17 protein-coding genes are annotated in these 18,185 nt (G+C 68.5%); 6 read left to right on the plus strand and 11 right to left on the minus strand.

Annotated features, from left to right (window positions below; genetic code table 11):
- Nucleotides 1-6 precede the first annotated feature (6 nt).
- Nucleotides 7-999, minus strand: a complete 993-nt coding sequence (locus AB0L53_RS11515) for a stage II sporulation protein M (RefSeq protein WP_363992851.1) — start codon at nt 997-999, stop codon at nt 7-9.
- A gap of 51 nt (nt 1,000-1,050) precedes the next feature.
- Here AB0L53_RS11515 and AB0L53_RS11520 point away from each other — a divergent pair, with 51 nt between their 5' ends.
- Nucleotides 1,051-2,049 carry an RDD family protein gene (locus tag AB0L53_RS11520; protein WP_363992852.1) on the plus strand — a complete coding sequence of 333 codons (999 nt, stop codon included), beginning with the start codon at nt 1,051-1,053 and terminating at the stop codon, nt 2,047-2,049.
- 9 nt (nt 2,050-2,058) lie between these two features.
- On the opposite strand, the gene AB0L53_RS11525 is transcribed toward AB0L53_RS11520, so the two are convergent.
- Both AB0L53_RS11525 and AB0L53_RS11530 read right to left on the minus strand, forming a co-directional pair.
- Entirely contained in the window at nt 2,059-3,420 is a 1,362-nt protein-coding gene (locus tag AB0L53_RS11525; RefSeq protein WP_363992853.1) for a hypothetical protein, read from the minus strand.
- A 53-nt stretch (nt 3,421-3,473) separates the two neighbouring features.
- A complete protein-coding gene (locus AB0L53_RS11530; protein WP_363992854.1) occupies nt 3,474-4,010 on the minus strand; it encodes an XRE family transcriptional regulator in 537 nt (178 codons plus the stop codon).
- 82 nt (nt 4,011-4,092) lie between these two features.
- Here AB0L53_RS11530 and AB0L53_RS11535 point away from each other — a divergent pair, with 82 nt between their 5' ends.
- Nucleotides 4,093-5,217: an aminotransferase class V-fold PLP-dependent enzyme gene (locus AB0L53_RS11535; protein ID WP_363992855.1), complete on the plus strand. Its 1,125-nt coding sequence runs from the start codon at nt 4,093-4,095 to the stop codon at nt 5,215-5,217.
- A gap of 140 nt (nt 5,218-5,357) precedes the next feature.
- On the opposite strand, the gene AB0L53_RS11540 is transcribed toward AB0L53_RS11535, so the two are convergent.
- Nucleotides 5,358-6,749, minus strand: coding sequence for a hypothetical protein (locus AB0L53_RS11540; protein WP_363992856.1), 1,392 nt, complete (start codon nt 6,747-6,749; stop codon nt 5,358-5,360).
- A 175-nt stretch (nt 6,750-6,924) separates the two neighbouring features.
- Here AB0L53_RS11540 and AB0L53_RS11545 point away from each other — a divergent pair, with 175 nt between their 5' ends.
- Nucleotides 6,925-7,557, plus strand: a complete 633-nt coding sequence (locus AB0L53_RS11545; protein WP_363992857.1) for a DUF305 domain-containing protein — start codon at nt 6,925-6,927, stop codon at nt 7,555-7,557.
- Nucleotides 7,558-7,629: 72 nt separating this feature from the next.
- Here the strand turns inward: AB0L53_RS11545 and AB0L53_RS11550 are convergent, their stop codons facing one another.
- Together AB0L53_RS11550 and ahcY are read right to left on the minus strand one after the other, a co-directional pair.
- Entirely contained in the window at nt 7,630-8,865 is a 1,236-nt protein-coding gene (locus tag AB0L53_RS11550) for an adenosylhomocysteinase (protein ID WP_363992858.1), read from the minus strand.
- A gap of 180 nt (nt 8,866-9,045) precedes the next feature.
- Nucleotides 9,046-10,473 carry an adenosylhomocysteinase gene (gene ahcY, locus AB0L53_RS11555; RefSeq protein ID WP_358550828.1) on the minus strand — a complete coding sequence of 476 codons (1,428 nt, stop codon included), beginning with the start codon at nt 10,471-10,473 and terminating at the stop codon, nt 9,046-9,048.
- A 101-nt stretch (nt 10,474-10,574) separates the two neighbouring features.
- Between ahcY and AB0L53_RS11560 the strand changes: the two genes are divergently transcribed.
- Nucleotides 10,575-10,934: a MerR family DNA-binding transcriptional regulator gene (locus tag AB0L53_RS11560; RefSeq protein ID WP_358550826.1), complete on the plus strand. Its 360-nt coding sequence runs from the start codon at nt 10,575-10,577 to the stop codon at nt 10,932-10,934.
- Nucleotides 10,931-11,401 (plus strand): GerMN domain-containing protein, encoded by a 471-nt coding sequence (locus tag AB0L53_RS11565; RefSeq protein WP_363992859.1) that lies wholly within the window; start codon nt 10,931-10,933, stop codon nt 11,399-11,401. The genes AB0L53_RS11560 and AB0L53_RS11565 overlap by 4 nt, the downstream gene beginning before the upstream one ends.
- 16 nt (nt 11,402-11,417) lie before the next feature.
- Here AB0L53_RS11565 and AB0L53_RS11570 read toward each other — a convergent pair whose 3' ends face one another.
- A complete protein-coding gene (locus AB0L53_RS11570; protein ID WP_363992860.1) occupies nt 11,418-12,518 on the minus strand; it encodes an alpha/beta hydrolase-fold protein in 1,101 nt (366 codons plus the stop codon).
- Between the two features lie 172 nt (nt 12,519-12,690).
- Between AB0L53_RS11570 and AB0L53_RS11575 the strand changes: the two genes are divergently transcribed.
- Nucleotides 12,691-14,418, plus strand: coding sequence for a phosphatidylglycerol lysyltransferase domain-containing protein (locus AB0L53_RS11575; protein ID WP_358550820.1), 1,728 nt, complete (start codon nt 12,691-12,693; stop codon nt 14,416-14,418).
- 133 nt (nt 14,419-14,551) lie between these two features.
- On the opposite strand, the gene AB0L53_RS11580 is transcribed toward AB0L53_RS11575, so the two are convergent.
- Genes AB0L53_RS11580 through AB0L53_RS11595 form a run of 4 tightly spaced genes read right to left on the minus strand, consistent with a single transcriptional unit; the run spans nt 14,552 to nt 18,170 of the window.
- Nucleotides 14,552-15,478 (minus strand): cation diffusion facilitator family transporter, encoded by a 927-nt coding sequence (locus AB0L53_RS11580; RefSeq protein WP_363992861.1) that lies wholly within the window; start codon nt 15,476-15,478, stop codon nt 14,552-14,554.
- Nucleotides 15,479-15,529: 51 nt separating this feature from the next.
- A complete protein-coding gene (locus AB0L53_RS11585) occupies nt 15,530-16,636 on the minus strand; it encodes an SIS domain-containing protein (protein ID WP_363992862.1) in 1,107 nt (368 codons plus the stop codon).
- Nucleotides 16,633-16,800 carry a Trm112 family protein gene (locus AB0L53_RS11590; RefSeq protein ID WP_350803531.1) on the minus strand — a complete coding sequence of 56 codons (168 nt, stop codon included), beginning with the start codon at nt 16,798-16,800 and terminating at the stop codon, nt 16,633-16,635. Before AB0L53_RS11590 ends, AB0L53_RS11585 begins: the two co-directional genes overlap by 4 nt.
- Nucleotides 16,797-18,170, minus strand: coding sequence for a phosphomannomutase/phosphoglucomutase (locus AB0L53_RS11595; RefSeq protein ID WP_363992863.1), 1,374 nt, complete (start codon nt 18,168-18,170; stop codon nt 16,797-16,799). Before AB0L53_RS11595 ends, AB0L53_RS11590 begins: the two co-directional genes overlap by 4 nt.
- Nucleotides 18,171-18,185 lie beyond the last annotated feature (15 nt).

Raw genomic sequence — 18,185 nt, forward strand, 5'->3', positions numbered from 1 at the left:
TCGGGGTCAGGCGCTGGGGGCCACGTCCGGGGCGCGTTCGAGATCGCCGGTCTCGTTCTGGCGCAGCGCCCGCCTGCCGAAGACGATCACGTACGCGAGGAAGGCCCCTTCGGCGAGCACCCCGATGCCCACCCGCACCGGGGTCGGCAGCCCGGACGGCGTGACGAACGCCTCGATGAGCCCCGACACGAACAGCACCCCGACCAGTCCGAGCGCCACGCTGACCACCGCCCGGCCCTGCTCGGCCAGCGCCTCGACCCGCTTGCGCGGCCCGGGGTCGATGACCGTCCAGCCCAGCCGCATGCCGACGGCGGCCGCCAGGAACACCGCGGTCAGCTCCAGCAGGCCGTGCGGGGTGATCAGCCCGAAAAAGATGTCCAGCTTGCCACGGGAGGCCATCAGCCCGGCGGAGACGCCGAGGTTGGCGGCGTTCGACCAGAGCAGCACCGGAATCGGCAGGCCCAGGAGGATCGCGTAGATGATGACCTGCGCCGAGACCCACGCGTTGTTGATCCACACGTGTCCGGCGAAGGAGGCGGCCGGGTTCTCCGAGTAGTAGTCGGCGAAGTCGTGCTCGACGAGCTGCGTGATCTCGTCAGGCGAGGCGATCGAGGTCTGCACCTGGGGATTGCTCGCCACCCACGCGCCGAGCACCCACGAGACGGCGATGAACGCCAGCGACGTGGCCAGCCACCACCACCGGGCCCGGTAGGCCACCACCGGGAACGACACGGTGACGAACCTGACGAACTCCCGCCAGGCGGGCGTGTGCGCGCCCGTCACCGCCGACCGCGCCCTGGCCACCAGCGCGGACAGGCGGCCGGTCAGCATCGCGTCCGCGGAGGACGAGCGGACGATCGACAGATGCGTGGACACCCGCTGGTAGAGGTCGACCAGCTCGTCGACCTCGGGACCGGTCAGGGAGGAGCGGTGTTTGACCAAGTGCTCCAATCTGTCCCATACCGGGCGGTGTGCGGTGACGAACGCATCGATGTCCACCCGACCATTGTGGCCGGTCATCCATCGGGTCAATGCCGTTAGGCTCCACGTATGTCAGAGGTTGTGACCGGTGACGCCGTCGTCGTCGAGGTACGGGTGGCCCAGATGCCGTCCCGCGCCTTGGCGCTCATCATCGACATGGCGGTCCAGATGACCGTCCTGATCGCCACGTACGTTGCATTGCAAGCGTTCTTCCTGGTCACCGACACGGCGCTGTTCGCGGCCGTGTCGATCGTGCTGCTCGTGCTGGTGATCGTGGGCTACCCGGTCATCTTCGAGACGGTGAGCAGAGGGCGGAGCCTCGGCAAGCTGGCGCTCGGGCTGCGGGTGGTCAGCGACGACGGGAGCCCCGAACGGTTCAGGCAGGCGCTGTTCCGCGGGCTGGCCGGGCTGGTGGAGTTCTGGATGTTCTCCGGGGCGCCGGCGTTGATCTCCTCGCTGGTCTCCCAGCGGGGCAAGCGGCTGGGCGACATCTTCGCGGGCACGATCGTGATCTCGGAGCGCGGGCCGCGATCCGACGGGCACCTGATCATGATGCCGCCGCCGCTGGCCGCCTGGGCCGCGACGCTGGAACTCTCCCAGCTGCCAGAGGAGGTCGCGACGGCCGCCCGGCAGTACGTCTCCCGCTGGCACGACCTGTCGCCGCAGATCCAGCACGAAGTGGGGATGCGCATCGCGGCTCAGGTGGCGGCGTTCGTCTCACCCGCCGCGCCGTCCGGGGTGCCGCCGCACGCCTACCTGAGCGCCGTCCTGGCCGAACGTCGCAGGCGCGACCAGGTACGGCTGGCTCAGCGCAACGGCATGGCTCCCCCAGTACAACCTGGACCTTTCCCCCAACCGGGGCCCTTCGCGCAACCGGGGGCGTACCAGGCGCCTCCGCCGGGGTACCAAGCGCCCTATCCGCCGACGACGCCGCCCGCTCAGCCGTACCAGCCTCAGGCCGCCCAGCCGTACCAACCTCAGGCCGGACAGCCTTACCAGCCGCAGGCGCCGAGTGCGCCGGAGTCGCCGCCGCAGGCGACTCCGGGTGGGTTCGTGCCGCCCCAGTAACCGGGCGGGTCAGTAGGCGTACTGGGTCTGGGTGTTGAGGACCTTCAACCGCTTCGTGGCGGCCGGGTCGGTCCGCTGGTCGGTGATGGTCAGCACGTCCAGGCCCTTCTGGATGTCGCTGCTGTAGATGTGGCCGTTGTAGTAGTAGGCCGACCAGGAGCCGCCGAGGTTCTGGGGCTTGAGCGGGCCGCGGTCGAAGTAGCCGATCTCCGCGGGCGCCGAGGAGTCGGTGAAGTCCCAGATCGACACGCCGCCCTGATACCACGCCTGGACCATGATGTCGCGGCCCGCGACCGGGATCAGCGAGCCGTTGTGCGCCACACAGTTCTCGGCCCCGGTCTGGTTGCGCGGGATCTTGTAGTAGCTCTTGAACGCGAGCTGGCCGTCGGTGATGTCATAGACCGCGTCCGCGCCCCGCTGGGGACCGACCGTCGCGTTGCAGGCGGCCATGACGCCTCCGCCCAGCTCGTCGGTGAAGACGACCTTGGTGCCGGTGTTGTTGAACGTCGCCGAGTGCCAGAACGCGAAGTTCTCGTCGGTGACCCTGGCCGTGACCTTGGGGTGCTCCCTGTCGGAGATGTCCATGAGCACGCCGTCGCCCATGCAGGCGCCCGCGGCCAGGTCCTTGGCCGGGAACACGGTGATGTCGTGACAACCGGTGGTGGGGGCGAGCAGGTCCTCCTGCTTCTCGTTGCCGCCGTCGGGGAAGAGCACCGGGCGCGCGACGACCTTGGCGGAGGTGGGCTTGCCGAGCGGCACCTTGACGATCGAGATCCGGTCGTGCGGCGGCTTGCAGTCGGGGTAGGACTTGGCGGGCCCGTACGACGAGACGTACAGGTAGACGGCCGTGCTCTTCTTGCCCGGCCGCGTCTTGTCGGGCACGAGCGTGTGCGTGTGCGAGCCGCAGGCGGTCTCGATGGACTTGATGTACTTGGGCCGCTTCTTGTCGCTGATGTCGAAGATCCGGATGCCCTCCCACGCCGACTTCACGCTGGGCGTCTCGGCCTCGGCCTTGCAGGAGTCATTGGTCATCGACTCGTCCACCGACAGGAAGAGCAGGTCGCCCTGGACCGAGACGTCGTTCTGGGCGGCGGGGCAGCTGACGCGGCTGACGACCGCCGGCTTGGCCGGGTTCTTGATGTCGTAGATCGTGAAGCCGTGGTAGTTGCCCTGGAAGGCGTAGTCACCCTGGAAGGCCAGGTCGGTGTCGTAGGCTTCGGAGTCCTTGAACGGCCCCTGTTTCGGGACGTTGGCGACGAGCTTGACGTTGGCGCTGGCCTTGACGTCGTCCGACGCCTGGGCCGGTAGCACCGGCAGCACCAGCAACGCCGCTCCCGCCACAATCAAGGCGCGGCCGAATCTGGACACCACGAAGGACCTCCTGGTTTGGGTTGGCATTAGCCGCATCACTATGACAGGAAAAATCAGTAACTAGGGGGCGTCGCGGCAATGATGAAGTCGGTGGGTTCGGTGCCCGTGTTCAGATAGCGGTGCGGCAGCGAGGAGTCGAAATAGCAGCTGTCGCCCGCCTCGAGTTCATGGGTGATGCCTGAGACCTCGACGACGAGCCGCCCCCGCAGCACCATCACGCACTCCTCCGACGGATGCGTCCACGGCTCGGCGGCCGACGAGCCACCGGGCAGCAGGTGCCCCTCCAGGACTTCCAGCCGTCCGCGACCCGGCGACACGCGCGTATAGGTGATCCCCTCGGACGGCGACTCGACCCCCACCCGGGCGTCGGCGCGGATCACCGCCACGAGGGCCGGATCCGACTCCTGGAACAGGCTGAACAGCGGCAGTTCCAACGCTTTGGCGATCTTCCGCAGGGTCTCCAGACTGGGGTCGTCCCGATTGCGCTCGACCTGGCTGAGCAACGCGCTCGGCACCCCCGAGGCAGTCGCGAGCTGCGCCACGGTGAGATTACGTTCGGACCGGAGCTCGCGAATTCTGGTGCCAATCATCCGGCGATCCTATCGATGTAGCGTGATTGAAGGTTTATTGAATTCAAGGAAAGCGGCTGATAGGCGGCCCGGAATGTTACATATGTTGAACGCTGCCCAATTCCGGGCGGAGTTTCCGACGCTGGCCGACACCGTGCATCTGGCGACTTGCAGCCAGGGCGCCCTGTCCGCCCGGCTGGCGTACTCGCTGCAGGAGATCGGCTACTCGCTGCGGAGCAAGGGCGCTCCCTGGGACGTGTGGATGGCCGAGGTCGCGTGGGCCCGCGAGCGGTTCGCCCGGCTCATCGGGGCCTCCTCCGGCGAGATCGCGGTGCTCTCGTGCGCGTCGGAGGCCGCCTTCCAGGTCGCCTCGTCGCTCGACTGGTCGAGCCGCCCCGGCATCGTGACCAACGACCTGGAGTTCCCGTCGATCGCGCACGTCTGGCTGGCCCAGGGCGGACGCGGCGCCCAGGTGCGAGTGGCCGCGGACACGGGCGAGTGCGTCGAGGCCGGAGCGTACGCGCGGGTGGTGGACGAACGCGTCAACCTGGTGTCGGTCCCGCTGATCACTTACCGCAACGGTGCCCGCCTGCCCGCCGAGGACGTCGTACGGCTGGCGCACGAGCAGGGAGCGCGGGCGTTCGTGGACGCCTACCAGGCCACCGGGGTCACCCCGATCGACGTGCGCGCGCTCGGCTGCGACTACCTGACCTCGGGCTCACTGAAGTACCTGCTCGGCCTGCCCGGCATCGCGTTCCTCTACGTGCGCGACGGTCTGGAGCATCAGCGCGACCCGGAGCTGACGGGCTGGTTCGGCCGGGTGAACCCGTTCGCGTTCGACACCCGGCTGCTGGACTTCCCCGGGGACGCGCGGCGTTTCGAGACCGGCACGCCGCCCGTGCCGTCGGCCTACGCGGCCAACGCCGGGTTCGACCTCATCGAGCGGGTGGACCCGCGGGCCGTACAGGATCATGTGTCGGCGCTCGTCGAGGAGTTGGCCGAGCGACTGGCGGCGGCGGGCGAGCGGGTGGCGAGCCCGGCCGGCGCGCGCGGGCCGCAGGTGGCGATAGCGGACGACGACCCCCAGGGGCTGGCCGCCCGGCTGGCCGAGCGGCGCATCGTGACCGCGCCGCGGGGCGACCTGCTGCGCATGTCGTTCCACTACTACAACAACCGATCCGACGTGGCGGCCGTCGCGGACGCCATCAGCCTCTGCCGGAAGTCCTGAGGCCCCGCCGGTGCAACGGAGGTCTCAGGACTTACGCCGGTACGACGGAGCCGGGCGGGCTCCGCCGTACCAGGTGGCCGGATCAGTGCCAGGTGGCCGGATTTAGTGCCAGATGGCGGGATCAGTGCCGGGTGGCTGGATCAGTCGTCGTAGCCCCAGCCCCACTCGCGGTAGGACTGCTGGGTCTGTACGTTCAGCTGGTCGGCGCGCACCCGTGCGGCGCCGTCGGTGAGCCGGTCATTGATCTTGATGACGTCCAGGCCCTCGTTGAAGTCGGCGGCGTAGATGTAGCCGTTGTAGTAGTACGCCGACCACACGCCGCCGCCGCTGTTGTCGGCGCGCGGGCCACGCTCGAAGTAGCCGATCTCCCTCGGCGCGGCCGAGTCGGTGAAGTCCCAGATCGAGACCCCGCCCATGTACCACGCCTGGACCATGATGTCTTTGCCCTTGACCGGGATCAGCGAGCCGTTGTGGGCCACGCAGTTCTCGCTGTCGGCCTGGTAGCGCGGGATCTTGAAGTAGCTCTTGAAGACGAGCCGGCCGTGCGAGATGTCATAGATCGCGTCGGCGCCGCGGTTCGGCCCGGTCGCCTCGTTGCAGGTGGCCGCGCCGCCACCGCCGAGCTCGTCGGTGAAGACGACCTTCTTGGCGTCGTTGCTGAACGTCGCCGAGTGCCAGAAGGCGAAGTTCGGGTCGGTGGTCCTGGCCGTGACCTTCGGGTTCAGCCGGTCGGAGATGTCGAACAGTACGCCGTCACCCATGCAGGCGCCCGCCGCGATGTCCTTCTCCGCGTACACGGTGATGTCGTGGCAACCGCTCGTCGGGATGAGCAGCCCAGGCTGGGTCTCGTTGCCGCCGTCGGGGAAGACGACCGGGGTGGCCGCGACGGCCGCCGCGGTCGGGTTCTTCAGCGGCACCTTGACGATCGAGATCTTGTCGTGCGGCGGCAGGCAGTCGGGGAAGGTCGCGTTCGGGTTGTACGACTGCACGTAGATGTAGACGTTCTTCTTCTTGTCCCAGCCCTTGCCCGGCACCAGCGTCAGCGTGTGCGAGCCGCAGTTCGTCTCGACGGACTTGATGTACTTGGGCGCGGTCTTGTCGCTGATGTCGAAGATCCGGATGCCCTCCCAGGCCTCCTTGTGATCCGCCGACAGGGCCGTGCTGTTGCAGGAGTCGTCGCTGCGCGAGGAGTCGACGGCGGTGAAGAGCAGATTGCCGTAGACGGTGACATCCATCTGGCTTCCAGGACACACGACCGAACTGACCGGCGTGGCCTTCTTCGGGTTCCGGATGTCGTAGATGGAGAAGCCGCCGTAGTTGCCCACGTAGGCGTAGTCACCCTGGAAGGCGATGTCGGTGTTGATGGTTGCGGCGATCGGCGCGGGCTTGGGGATGTTCAGCACGTGGGTCACGTTCGGGCTGGTCACCACGGTGTCGGCCGGCGGGATGTCGGCGGCCAAGGCGGGCAGCGCCGTCAGTCCTAACGCGACGGCGGCTCCGGCCGCGACCAGGGTCCTGCGAAGGGTCAGCACCCTCGGGCTCCTTCCGGGTCATAAGGCACACATAAATGACAAAATTCTGACCCGGACTGTCAGCTCTCGCCTAGCAAGCACTGTGTCAAGAAATTTGCTGACTTGCCCTATTTCCTTGGAGTCGAAGAGGCGTCTATAGTGCGACGTCGCGACTCCCCGCGGTCAAGGAGGTCAGGTGCGCTACGCACTAACCGTCGGCACCTGCGCCATCCTGCTCGTCAGCAGCTGCTCGGGGGGCACCTCCGCGGCCCCGCCCGCCCCGACCGCCGACGCGACGGCGCCCGTCATCGCTCCCGGACGACCCGGCGAGGAGGCCAGGACGCTGAGCCCGAGCGAGGCCGCCACCGCCGTACCGCCCCAGAAAGCCAACGCGGCCGACGTCCGCTACATGCAGAACATGATCATCCACCACCGCCAGGCCCTCGACATGGCCCTGCTGGCCGCCTCGCGGTCGGCGAACGACGGGGTGAAGCGCCTGGCGTCGCGGATCAACCAGGTGCAGGGCCCGGAGATCGCCATGATGACGGACTGGCTGAAGGCCCAGGGCCAGCAGGTGCCCGACCACCATGCCGCCCACGACGGCATGCCGGGCATGGCCACGCCGGAGCAGATGGAGAGCCTCAAAGCGGCCAAGGGCCCGGCGTTCGACCAGCTGTTCGTCCAGCTGATGACCGCCCACCACCAGGGCGCGATCACCATGTCGACCGAGGTCATCACCCAGGGCTCACACCTGCGCGTCCAGGAGATCGCCGAGGACATCTCGGTCAGCCAGGCGGCGGAAATCCGGCGGATGGGCCAACTGCTCTAGCAGCCGACCCCACCAGGAGGGCGCTCTAGAAGCCGCCCCCAGGAATATGCCCTGGAAGCCAGGAATGTTGGCCTAGGAACCGACCCGCCAGGAATGCAGATATTCCTCCTGCTCGCCGGTGAGCGTGTCGATCCCGATCCCGGCGGCGGCCAGCTTGAGCCTGGCCACCTCGTGGTCGATCTCCTCGGGTACGTCGTAGACGCCCGGTAGCAACCGCGCCCGCTCCTCGGCCAGCCAGGCGACGGCCAGCGCCTGCGCCGAGAACGACATGTCCATCACGGCCGCCGGATGCCCCTCGGCCGCGGTCAGATTGACCAGCCGCCCTTCGGCCAGCAACAGCAGCCGCCGCCCGTCCGCCAGCACGTACTCGTCCGTGTTGGGCCGCACCCCGCGGTGGACCTCCTCGGCCAGCTCGTCCAGGGCCCGCACGTCGATCTCGATGTCGAAATGCCCGGCGTTGGCGAGAATGGCGCCATCCTTCATGGCGGCCAGATGCTCACCCCGGATGACGTCCCGGTTCCCGGTGACGGTGATGAACAGATCCCCGGCCACGGCGGCCTCCGCCATGGGCCGCACCTCGTAGCCCTGAAGGGTGGCGTCCAGCGCCTTGACGGCGTCGATCTCGGTGACGAGCACCCGCGCCCCCAGCCCCTTGGCCCGCTCGGCGACCCCCCGGCCGCAGTAGCCGAACCCGGCCACCACGACGGTCCGCCCGGCCAGCATCATGTTGGTGGCCCGCATGATCCCGTCGAGCGTGGACTGCCCGGTCCCGTAGCGGTTGTCGAACATCCGCTTGGTCCGGGTGTCGTTCACGGCCACGACCGGAAACCGCAACGCGCTCTCGGCGGCCATCTGCCGCAACCGGATGATCCCGGTAGTGGTCTCCTCACAACCTCCGGAGACCCCCTCCAGGAGATCGGTCCGCTCGGTGTGCAGGATGTTGACCAGATCGCACCCGTCATCCAGCACCAGATCAGGCCCCAGATCGAGCGCCTGGTGAATATGCCGGTAGTAGGTGGCCCGATCCACCCCGGCCCGCGCGTGAACGGCTATCCCATAGGCGCGCAACGCCTGGGCGACGTCATCCTGCGTGGACAGGGGGTTGGAGGCGGCAAGAGCGATCTCAGCCCCGCCGGCCTTCAACGCCCCCATGAGCACCGCGGTCTCGGCGGTGACGTGCAGGCAAGCGGCGATCTTCAACCCGTCAAGCGGCCGGGACACAGCGAACCGCGCCCCCACAGCGGTCAACACAGGCATGGACCGAGCGGCCCAACTGATATGCCGCTCTCCACTCTCCGTAAGATCCACCGCTCCACCCCACACTTCCCCGAAGAAGACGGTCAAGAAGACGCACGTAACGGCGCCCAACCCCGCATCACCGGAGGAGCGTTCCCCTGGACAGGCGCCAACCCCGTGCGGGGTTGGCGCTCACCGTGCTCTGCCGTAAAGAAAGAAATCAGCACCGACAGTGGTCGGGCTTAAAAGAAATCAGTAACGATAGTGGTCGGGCTTGTACGGGCCCTCGACCGGGACGCCGATGTACTCGGCCTGGACCTTGGTCAGCTCGGTGAGCTTCACGCCCAGCGCGTCCAGGTGCAGGCGGGCGACCTTCTCGTCCAGGTGCTTGGGCAGCACGTAGACGCCGATCGGGTATTCGTCCGTCTTCGCGAACAGCTCGATCTGCGCGATCACCTGGTTGGTGAACGAGTTGGACATGACGAAGCTCGGGTGCCCGGTGGCGCAGCCCAGGTTCATCAGCCGCCCCTCGGCCAGGACGATGATCGAGTGGCCGTCGGCGAACACCCACTCGTCCACCTGCGGCTTGATGTTGCGCTTCTCGACGCCGGGCAGCTTGGCCAGGCCGGCCATGTCGATCTCGTTGTCGAAGTGCCCGATGTTGGAGACGATCGCCTGGTGCTTCATCTTCGCCATGTGCGCGGCGGTGATGATGTCGAAGTTGCCGGTCGTGGTGATGAAGATGTCGGCCTGGCTGACGACCTCGTCCAGCGTGGTGACCTGGAAGCCGTCCATGGCCGCCTGGAGCGCGCAGATCGGGTCGATCTCGGTCACGATGACGCGGGCGCCCTGGCCGCGCAGCGCGTCGGCGCAGCCCTTGCCCACGTCGCCGTAGCCGCAGACCACGGCCACCTTGCCGCCGATCAGCACGTCGGTGGCGCGGTTGAGGCCGTCGATCACCGAGTGGCGGCAGCCGTACTTGTTGTCGAACTTGGACTTGGTCACCGAGTCGTTGACGTTGATGGCCGGGAACAGCAGCGAGCCGGTCTTGTGCATCTCGTAGAGGCGGTGCACGCCGGTCGTGGTCTCCTCGGTCACGCCCTTGATGCTCTCGGCGATCGCGGTCCACCGCTTGTCGTCGCCGACCGTGCGCTGGAGCAGGTCGATGATGACGTGCCACTCCTCCGGGTCGTCGTCCGTGGCGGACGGGACGGCCCCGGCCTTCTCATACTCGGCGCCCTTGTGGACGAGGAGCGTGGCGTCGCCGCCGTCGTCGAGGATCATGTTGGGGGTCACGCCGCCGGGCCAGGTGAGCGCCTGCTCGGTGCACCACCAGTATTCCTCCAGCGTCTCGCCCTTCCAGGCGAAGACCGGGACGCCCTTGGGGTCCTCAACGGTGCCCGTGGGGCCGACGACGACCGCGGCGGCGGCGTGGTCCTGGGTGGAGAAGATGTTGCAGCTGACCCAGCGGACCTCGGCGCCGAGCGCGACCAGCGTCTCGATGAGGACGGCGGTCTGGATCGTCATGTGCAGGGAGCCCATGATCCGCGCGCCGGACAGGGGTCGCGTACTTGCGTACTCACGGCGGATGGCCATGAGGCCGGGCATCTCATGCTCGGCGAGCCGGATCTCCTTGCGGCCGAAGTCGGCAAGTGAAAGGTCGGCGACCTTGAAGTCCATCGGGTTTTCCCCTCGCATCACGGAGTTGTCGCGATGAGTTTAGGTGCCGTCCGAGCAAGGTCGCATCTCTACCACCCGAAAGCTGACGTAAGAATGTAAGGATGCGCATCACTGAAGCGGCCAGGCGGCTCGGCATGTCCCCGCGAATGCTCCGATACCGAGAGGCTCTTGGCCTTCTGCCGCCGGTCCGGGAACAGGGTGCGCATCGGCGGTTCGGCGCGGACGAGCTCGCGGCCGTGGCTCAGGGGATCGAGCTGGAGAAGCGGTTCGACATCTCGCCCGCCGAGTTGGCGTTCGCGTTGCGCGTGCTCAGCGAGCCCGCCGTGGCGGGCGCCGTACGCGATCTCGGGGTGCGGATCGGGCGCATCCAGGCGCCGCGCCGCGCCCTGGACTTCGAGCAGGAGAAGGCGTTGCGCCTCCTGCGAACCTCCGCTCCCGGCCACGCGTCCAAACGGTCATGATGGAACTGCTGATGGCCACCGTGCTCGCCCTCTCCCCGGCGCAGCTGACCGGCGAGGTCAAGGTCTACTTCTCCAAGGGAGACGGCATTCCCGGCAAGGTGGTCGCGGTGACCAGGAAGGCGCCCGATCGCGGCGTCGCCAAGTTCGCGATCGAGCAACTGATCGCGGGCCCGACCAAGGCGGAGCGCGGGAAGGGCCTGCGCTCCGAGCTGACCGGACGGCTCCGCGGGCCGTCCGACTGCGGCGCCGACTTCAAGCTGAAGATCAAGGATGGCAAGGCCACGCTGCGCTTCTGCCGGACGGTGTGGGGCAGCGGGGTGGGCGGCGACGCGCGCGCCCTGCACACGATCGCCGCCACGTTGAAGCAGTTCAAGTCGGTCAAGAAAGTGATCACGCTGGACAAGGACGGCCGCTGCCTGTTCGACCAGTCGGACGCGGGCACGTCCTGCGTAACCGGCCACGAGTAAGAACGGGTAGGGGCCGCTACGCGGCGGAGGCGGGGGCGTGGAGCTGCTGGGCGAGCCACGGCAGGGCCTGCGGCAGCTCCCTGTTCCAGGTGTTGAAGTTGTGCCCGCCGCTGGGCAGGATCAGCGACGATGCCTGCATCGGCGGCTTCACCGCGGCCAGGAACTGCTGCGTCGACCGGTAGTCGCTCTCGCCCTTCTTGCTGCTGGTGACCAGCACGGTGACCGGCGGCGCGGGCAGGCTGGACAGCCGCCACATGAGGTCATTTCGCTGTTCGACCGCCTTGTCCCCGCCGAACAGGTCACCGGTGGTGCCGTCGATGATCGTCTTGTAGTAGCCCGAGAGCGACACGGCGGCCGAGAACGCGTCCGGATGGGTCATGGTGAGCTTCAGCGCGCAGTAGCCGCCGGTCGAGCCGCCCAGCACGCCCCAGTAGTCCCGGCCGCTCCCCACCCGGTACGAGGCGATCATGTCCCGCCGCACGTCAGTGGCGAAGTACGTCTGCACCTGCGGCCCGTTCGGCACGTCGACGCACTCGGTGTCGCGCGGCAGCACCACGCTCGGCCGCATCATCACCAGGATCGTCGGCTTGACCTGGTGCTTGGCGATCGCGCTCGCCATCCGCCCAGGCAGGTCGAGCCGGGTCATGAGGTTACGCGGGTCGCCCGGGTAACCGGTCAGCGACAGGATCGCGGGGAAGCGCGCCTGCTTGTCGGTGAAGTAGGCCGAGGGCAGGAAGATGTACGCCTCCTCGCTGAGGTGCGTGGTCGGCCCCGGCATCATCACCTGCTCGATCCGCCCGCCCCGTACGGCCCGCTGGGACAGCACCTTGATGCCCGCGCCGACGCCCGCGACCGTGATGGGCGCCGATCCCGTGTCGGTGCCGAGCACGTCGTCCCACGAGCCGTAGAAGCCGAAGTACGAGTTCCCGATCAGGGCGAGCGCCACCAGCGTTAACAGCTGGTCTCCCGCGAGCACACCCACCCTGCCCAGTACGGCCGGCCAGCCGCGGCCGCTCAACCGGGGCCACAGCCAGACGGTCGCGACCAGCGCCCCTACCGCGAGCACCAGCACGAGAAATTGAAGTTTCACCGAGGTCAGTCCCATATCGTCCTCCACGATAGGCATACTCCGCGCGGCGTAAGCATCGGGTTAAGCCCCTGCGGCAGATCTGTCGGCGCGGACCCCGGTTCGACGCTTCGACCTGACAGCCGGTCTCGGACCGGAACCACCTGATCACCACCGGCGAGCTAACACGGCCGTTATAGAGCCTCGAATCTAATATGGAGCTGTGAAGAGGCTCGCGCGCCCATGGGTGCCGACAGTCACCGGCTACGCCTCACTGATGATCGGTCTGCTCGACATCATCAGGGCCGTGGCCCCGGGATTCGGTCGCACGAGGATGGGCCAGTGGTCCGACCTGCTGCCCGGCATCGTCACCACACTCGCGCGGGCGACGGCCCTGATCGTCGGCATCCTGCTGGTGATGCTGGCGCACGGGCTGCGCCGCCGGAAGGCGCGGGCCTGGCGGGCGATGGTGGTGCTGCTGCCGGTGAGCGCGGCCATAGAGCTTGTCCACCTGCGTCACCTGGTCACGGCCACGCTCAGCCTGGTCGTCTTCGTGGTGCTGCTGCTGAACAGGCATGAGTTCGCCGCACTGTCCGATCCCCGCACCCGCTGGCGGGCGCTGTGGAACTTCCTCGGGCTCAGCGCCCTCGACCTCGGCCTCGGCTACCTGCTGGTCAGCGCCCACCCGAGGGTCATCGTCGGCGACCCAAGCGTGCTGGACCGGTTCCAGCATGTCGTGTACGGCCTGGTGGGCGTCGAGGGCCCGGTCACCTACACCGACGACCGCGTCTCGGACCTGGTCTACCTCTCGCTGATCGCGCTCGGCACGCTGACTGCGGTCACCTCCCTCTACCTGCTGCTGCGGCCCGAACGCCCGATCTCCGAGCTCACCGAGGACGACGAGCGGCGGCTGCGCGACCTGCTCGGCAGACACGGGCAGCGCGACTCGCTCGGCTACTTCGCGCTCCGCCGCGACAAGAGCGTGCTCTTCTCCCCCTCGGGCAAGGCCGCGATCGCCTACCGGGTCGTCTCGGGCGTCATGCTGGCCAGCGGCGATCCGATCGGCGACCGCGAGGCGTGGCCGGCGGCGATCGACGGGTTCATGGCCAAGGCCAGACGGCACGCCTGGGTGCCCGCGGTGATCGGCTGCGGCGAGGTCGGTGGCGAGGTGTGGACCCGCAGGACCGGGATGTCTGCGCTGGAGCTCGGCGACGAGGCGGTGGTCGAGGTCGCCGACTTCACGCTGGAGGGCCGGGCCATGCGCAATGTCCGCCAGATGGCCAACAGGGTCGAGCGCGGGGGCTACACCTGCCGCGTCCAGCGGGTCGCCGACCTGACCGGGGACGAGAAGGAACGGATCAAGCAGGCCGCCGTCTCCTGGCGCGGCACCGACACCGAACGCGGCTTCTCCATGGCACTCGGCCGCTTCGGCGACCCCGCCGACGCCGACTGCGTGGTGGCCACCGCGCACAAGGACGGCGAGATCAGAGCCGTGCTGCACTTCGTGCCGTGGGGACCGCACGGCATCTCGCTCGACCTGATGCGCAGGGACCGCGACGCCGAGCCCGGACTGAACGAGCTGCTGATCGTCAAGACCCTCCAGGCCGCGCCCGAGATGGCGATCAAGCAGGTCTCACTGAACTTCGCCATGTTCCGGGCGGTGCTGGCCAGGGGCGAGCGGCTCGGCGCCGGGCCGGTGCTGCGGGCGTGGCGCGGGTTGCTGGTGTTCTTGTCGCACTGGTTCCAGATCGAGTCGCTGTATCGGTTCAACGCCAAGTTCCGGCCGATCTGGGAGCCGCGGTTCGTGGTTTACCCCAATGCCCGGGATCTGCCGCGGATCGGGGTTTCGGCGTTGCAGGCCGAGGCGTTCATCACGCTCGGCCTGCCCAGCCGCGGCTGGCGCCGCGCCACCCGCCTCATCAGACGCAACGCGGCCCCACTCGCCTCATAGCCGCGCACGCGCGCCAGACGACCGTCGAGGCGGGCGAGCGCGGGGAGAGGCCCATCAGGGGCGGCCAGGCGGAGCACGCGGGGGACAGGCCGTCAGGCGGTCGGCGTCGGGGCGAGAGTGCGGGACAGGCCCGTCAGGCGGTCGGTGTGTGCGAGCGGTCGAGGTCCGGCTCCAGGTAGATGACCCGGGCGATCGGTACGGCCTCACGGATCCGCCGCTCGGCCTCGTCGATGCCCCTGGCGACCTCGGAGGCCGAGTCGTCGTGCGAAACCGCGATCTTGGCCGCCACCAGCAGCTCATCCGGCCCGAGGTGCATCGTGCGCATGTGGATCACCCGGTCGACCGCCGGCGTGCTCTCCAGCGCGGTCCGGATCTGAGCCTCCATCTCCGAGGAGGCCCCCTCACCGACCAGCAGCGACTTGGTCTCGATGGCCAGCACGACCGCGATCACGGCCAGCAGCAGGCCGATCATCAGCGTGCCGACCCCGTCCCACACGCCGTCTCCCGTGATGACCGCCATCGCCACGCCGAACAGCGCGAAGATCAGGCCGAGCAGCGCACCGAGGTCCTCCAGCAGGATGACCGGCAGCTCGGGCGACTTGGACCGGCGGATGAACGTCACCCACGACTGACTGCCACGTAGCGGGTTGGACTCCCTGATCGCCGTACGGAAGGAGAAACCCTCCGCGATGATCGCGAAGATCAGCACCGCGAACGCCCAGATCGGCGACTCCACATCGTGCGGATGCAGGATCTTGGTGACGCCCTCGTAGAGCGAGAACGCCGCACCGATCGTGAACAGCACCACGGCCACCACGAACGCGTAGAAATAGCGCTCGCGCCCATATCCGAAAGGATGCGCCTTGTCCCGTTCCCGCTGCGCCCGCTTGCCGCCGAGCAGCAACAGCACCTGGTTGCCCGAGTCGGCGACGGAGTGGATGCCTTCGGCGAGCATCGAGGACGATCCGGTGAAGAACGCGGCCACGAACTTCGACACGGCGATCGCCAGGTTGGCGGTCAACGCCGCAATGATCGCTTTGCTACCGCCACTCGCGCTCACCGGAAAACTCCACTCATCATGATCATGTCGTTAAAGGCCCGAAAAGGGATCCTATTGCGAAATTCTGGCTTTAAGCTCCGTGATCGCCGCCACAGGGGTCGGATCGACGCCATATCCGAGAGCCAGATAGGTGGCCGCGTAGTCGCCCAGGCCGATCAGCGAGGCGATCCGCTCCAGCGGATGCGTGCCTTCGGCGGACAGCTCGGTGACGGGCACGTCGCGGTCGTTCGCCAGTCGTACGGTCGCCTCGCGGCGCCGCGACACCCGTGGGTCCTCCTCGACGTCGCGCAACATCACCAGCCTGAGCGTGCGGCTGGCGGCGTCGGCGAAGATGTCGCGCTCGGCCATCGGCCCGTCGAAGGCGGCCACCTGGTTATGGCCGGTCTCGGGCAGCTCGCCGTAGATCGCCGGGTATTTGGCGTTGGTGTTGAGCTGGCAGGCCAGCCGGTAGCCGGCGACCGCGGCGACGGAGGACGAGCCCCAGATCATCGGCACGCTCTCGGCCAGCTCCATGGCCAGCGTCTTGCCCGGGTTGACGAACGACTCGCTGGACGGGCGGCACCGGTGCGCGATGTCCTCCAGCGTCCCGGCCACCCGCTCGTAGAGCTCCTCGTCGGCCTTGACCAGGCCGAGCGAGGCGGCGGACACGATCAGCGGGATCGTCAGCAGCCAGACGTTGGCACGGGCCTCCCCGGTCGCGGGCACCGCCACGTAGACGGCGGACGCCTGCCTGGCGATCGCCTCCAGGGGTGAGTCCGCGCTGCCGACCGCGAGCAAGGAGCAACCGCGCCGCACGGCCTCCATGGCCGCGGACAGCGTCTCCTCGGTGCGGCCCGAGCACGACACCGCGATGACCAGATCGGTGGCGCCCACCCAGCCGGGCAGCTGGTGGGAGCGCAGGGTCACGATGGGCATCGGGGCGCCGTTGCCGCAGACCGCGGCCAAGATGTCGCCCGCGATCGCGGAGCCGCCCATGCCCACGACCACGATCGCGCGCGGGCGTACTCGGGAGATCAGGCGGTCGACGCCCGCCTCGACCGCGGCGCGGTAGGCGATGCGGACCTGGGCGGCCGAGGCCGCCACCGCCACCAGCATGCCGCCCGGATCGCCCTCAGTGAGATGGTGCTGGTCATCGAGCCGCTCGGGCTCCCAGGTCACGGCTTCCTGGCCTCGTCGACGAGCAGGACGGGGATGTCATCCCTGACCGGGTAGATCAGGCCACATCCCGTGCAGACCAGCTCCTCGCTCTCGCTCTCCGCGCGCAGCGGTGACTTGCACGCCGGGCAGGCCAGAATCTCCAGCAGCCAGTCGTCGATCTTCACACTGACACCCCTCTAACCATGGCGAGGACCTCGTCCCGTATCGCCGTCATCTTGCTCTCGTCAGCCGCCTCGGCGTTGAGCCGCAGCAGCGGCTCGGTGTTGGAGGCACGCAGATTGAACCACCAGTCGGCGCCGGTCACGGTGAGCCCGTCGAGCTCGTCGACGGTGCCTCTGGAGCCGAACGCCCCTCGTACGGACTGGAGGGCCGCGTCCTGGTCGGCGACCGTGCTGTTGATCTCGCCCGAAGCGTGGTAGCGCGCATAGGCGCCGATCAGCTCCGACAGCGGGCGGTCCTGCTCGCCGAGCGCGGCCAGCACGTGCATCGCCGCGAGCATGCCGGAGTCGGCGAACCAGAAGTCGCGGAAGTAGTAGTGGGCGGAGTGCTCACCGCCGAAGACCGCGCCCGTGCGGGCCATCTCGGCCTTGATGAACGAATGCCCGACGCGGGTGCGCACCGGCTCGCCGCCGTGCTCGCGGACGATCTCCGGCACCCCCGCCGACGTGATCAGGTTGTGGATGATCGTCGCGCCCGGGTATTTGCCCAGCTCGCGTACGGCCACCAGCGCCGTGACGGCGGACGGCGAGACCGACTCGCCGCGCTCGTCGATCACCCAGCACCGGTCGGCGTCGCCGTCGAAGGCCAGCCCGAGGTCGGCGCCCGTCTCACGGACGGCTCGCTGCAGATCCAGCAGGTTGGCCGGCTCCAGCGGGTTGGCCTCGTGGTTGGGGAAGGAGCCGTCGAGCTCGAAGTAGAGCGGGATCAGCTCGATCGGCAGGCCCTCGAAGACGGCGGGAACGGTGTGACCGCCCATGCCGTTGCCCGCGTCGGCGACGACCTTCAGCGGGCGGATGCTCGACAGGTCGACCAGCTTGCGCAGGTGGTCGGCATAGCCCTGGAGCAGGTCCTTCTCGATCAGCGACCCGGCCGGCTCGGCGGTGTCGGCGAGCAGCTCGGTGAGGCCGCCGCCGAGCAGTTCGGCCGCACGGTCGCGGATCTCGGTGAGGCCGCTGTCGCCGCCGATCGGCACCGCGCCCGCGCGGCACATCTTCATGCCGTTGTAGCGGGCCGGGTTGTGGCTGGCGGTGAACATCACGCCGGGCAGCCCCAGGCTGCCGCTGGCGTAGTAGAGCAGATCGGTGGAGCCCAGCCCGGCGTGCACCACGTCGGCGCCACGCGAGCGCGCCCCGCGCACGAACGCCGCGGACAGCGGCCCGGAAGACTCCCGCATGTCATGCGCGACTACGACCGATCGCGCCCCGGTCACCTCGACGAAGGCCGCCCCCACGGCCTCGGCGGTCGGCTCGTCCAGCTCGTCAGGCACCACGCCGCGAACGTCGTACGCCTTGAAGATCTTGGCGAGGTCGCCCACTCTCCAGCTCCGCCC

It is taken from the genome of Nonomuraea sp. NPDC052129, from assembly GCF_040680095.1.
Classification (GTDB): Bacteria; Actinomycetota; Actinomycetes; order Streptosporangiales; family Streptosporangiaceae; genus Nonomuraea.

What these genes read in the sequence shown, in the direction of transcription:
- AB0L53_RS11520 (WP_363992852.1), top strand. Translation starts at nt 1,051, where the DNA reads ATGTCAGAGGTTGTGACCGGTGACGCCGTCGTCGTCGAGGTACGGGTG.
- AB0L53_RS11530 (WP_363992854.1), bottom strand. Translation starts at nt 4,010, where the DNA reads ATGATTGGCACCAGAATTCGCGAGCTCCGGTCCGAACGTAATCTCACC.
- AB0L53_RS11535 (WP_363992855.1), top strand. Translation starts at nt 4,093, where the DNA reads ATGTTGAACGCTGCCCAATTCCGGGCGGAGTTTCCGACGCTGGCCGAC.
- ahcY (WP_358550828.1), bottom strand. Translation starts at nt 10,473, where the DNA reads ATGGACTTCAAGGTCGCCGACCTTTCACTTGCCGACTTCGGCCGCAAG.
- AB0L53_RS11560 (WP_358550826.1), top strand. Translation starts at nt 10,575, where the DNA reads ATGCGCATCACTGAAGCGGCCAGGCGGCTCGGCATGTCCCCGCGAATG.
- AB0L53_RS11565 (WP_363992859.1), top strand. Translation starts at nt 10,931, where the DNA reads ATGATGGAACTGCTGATGGCCACCGTGCTCGCCCTCTCCCCGGCGCAG.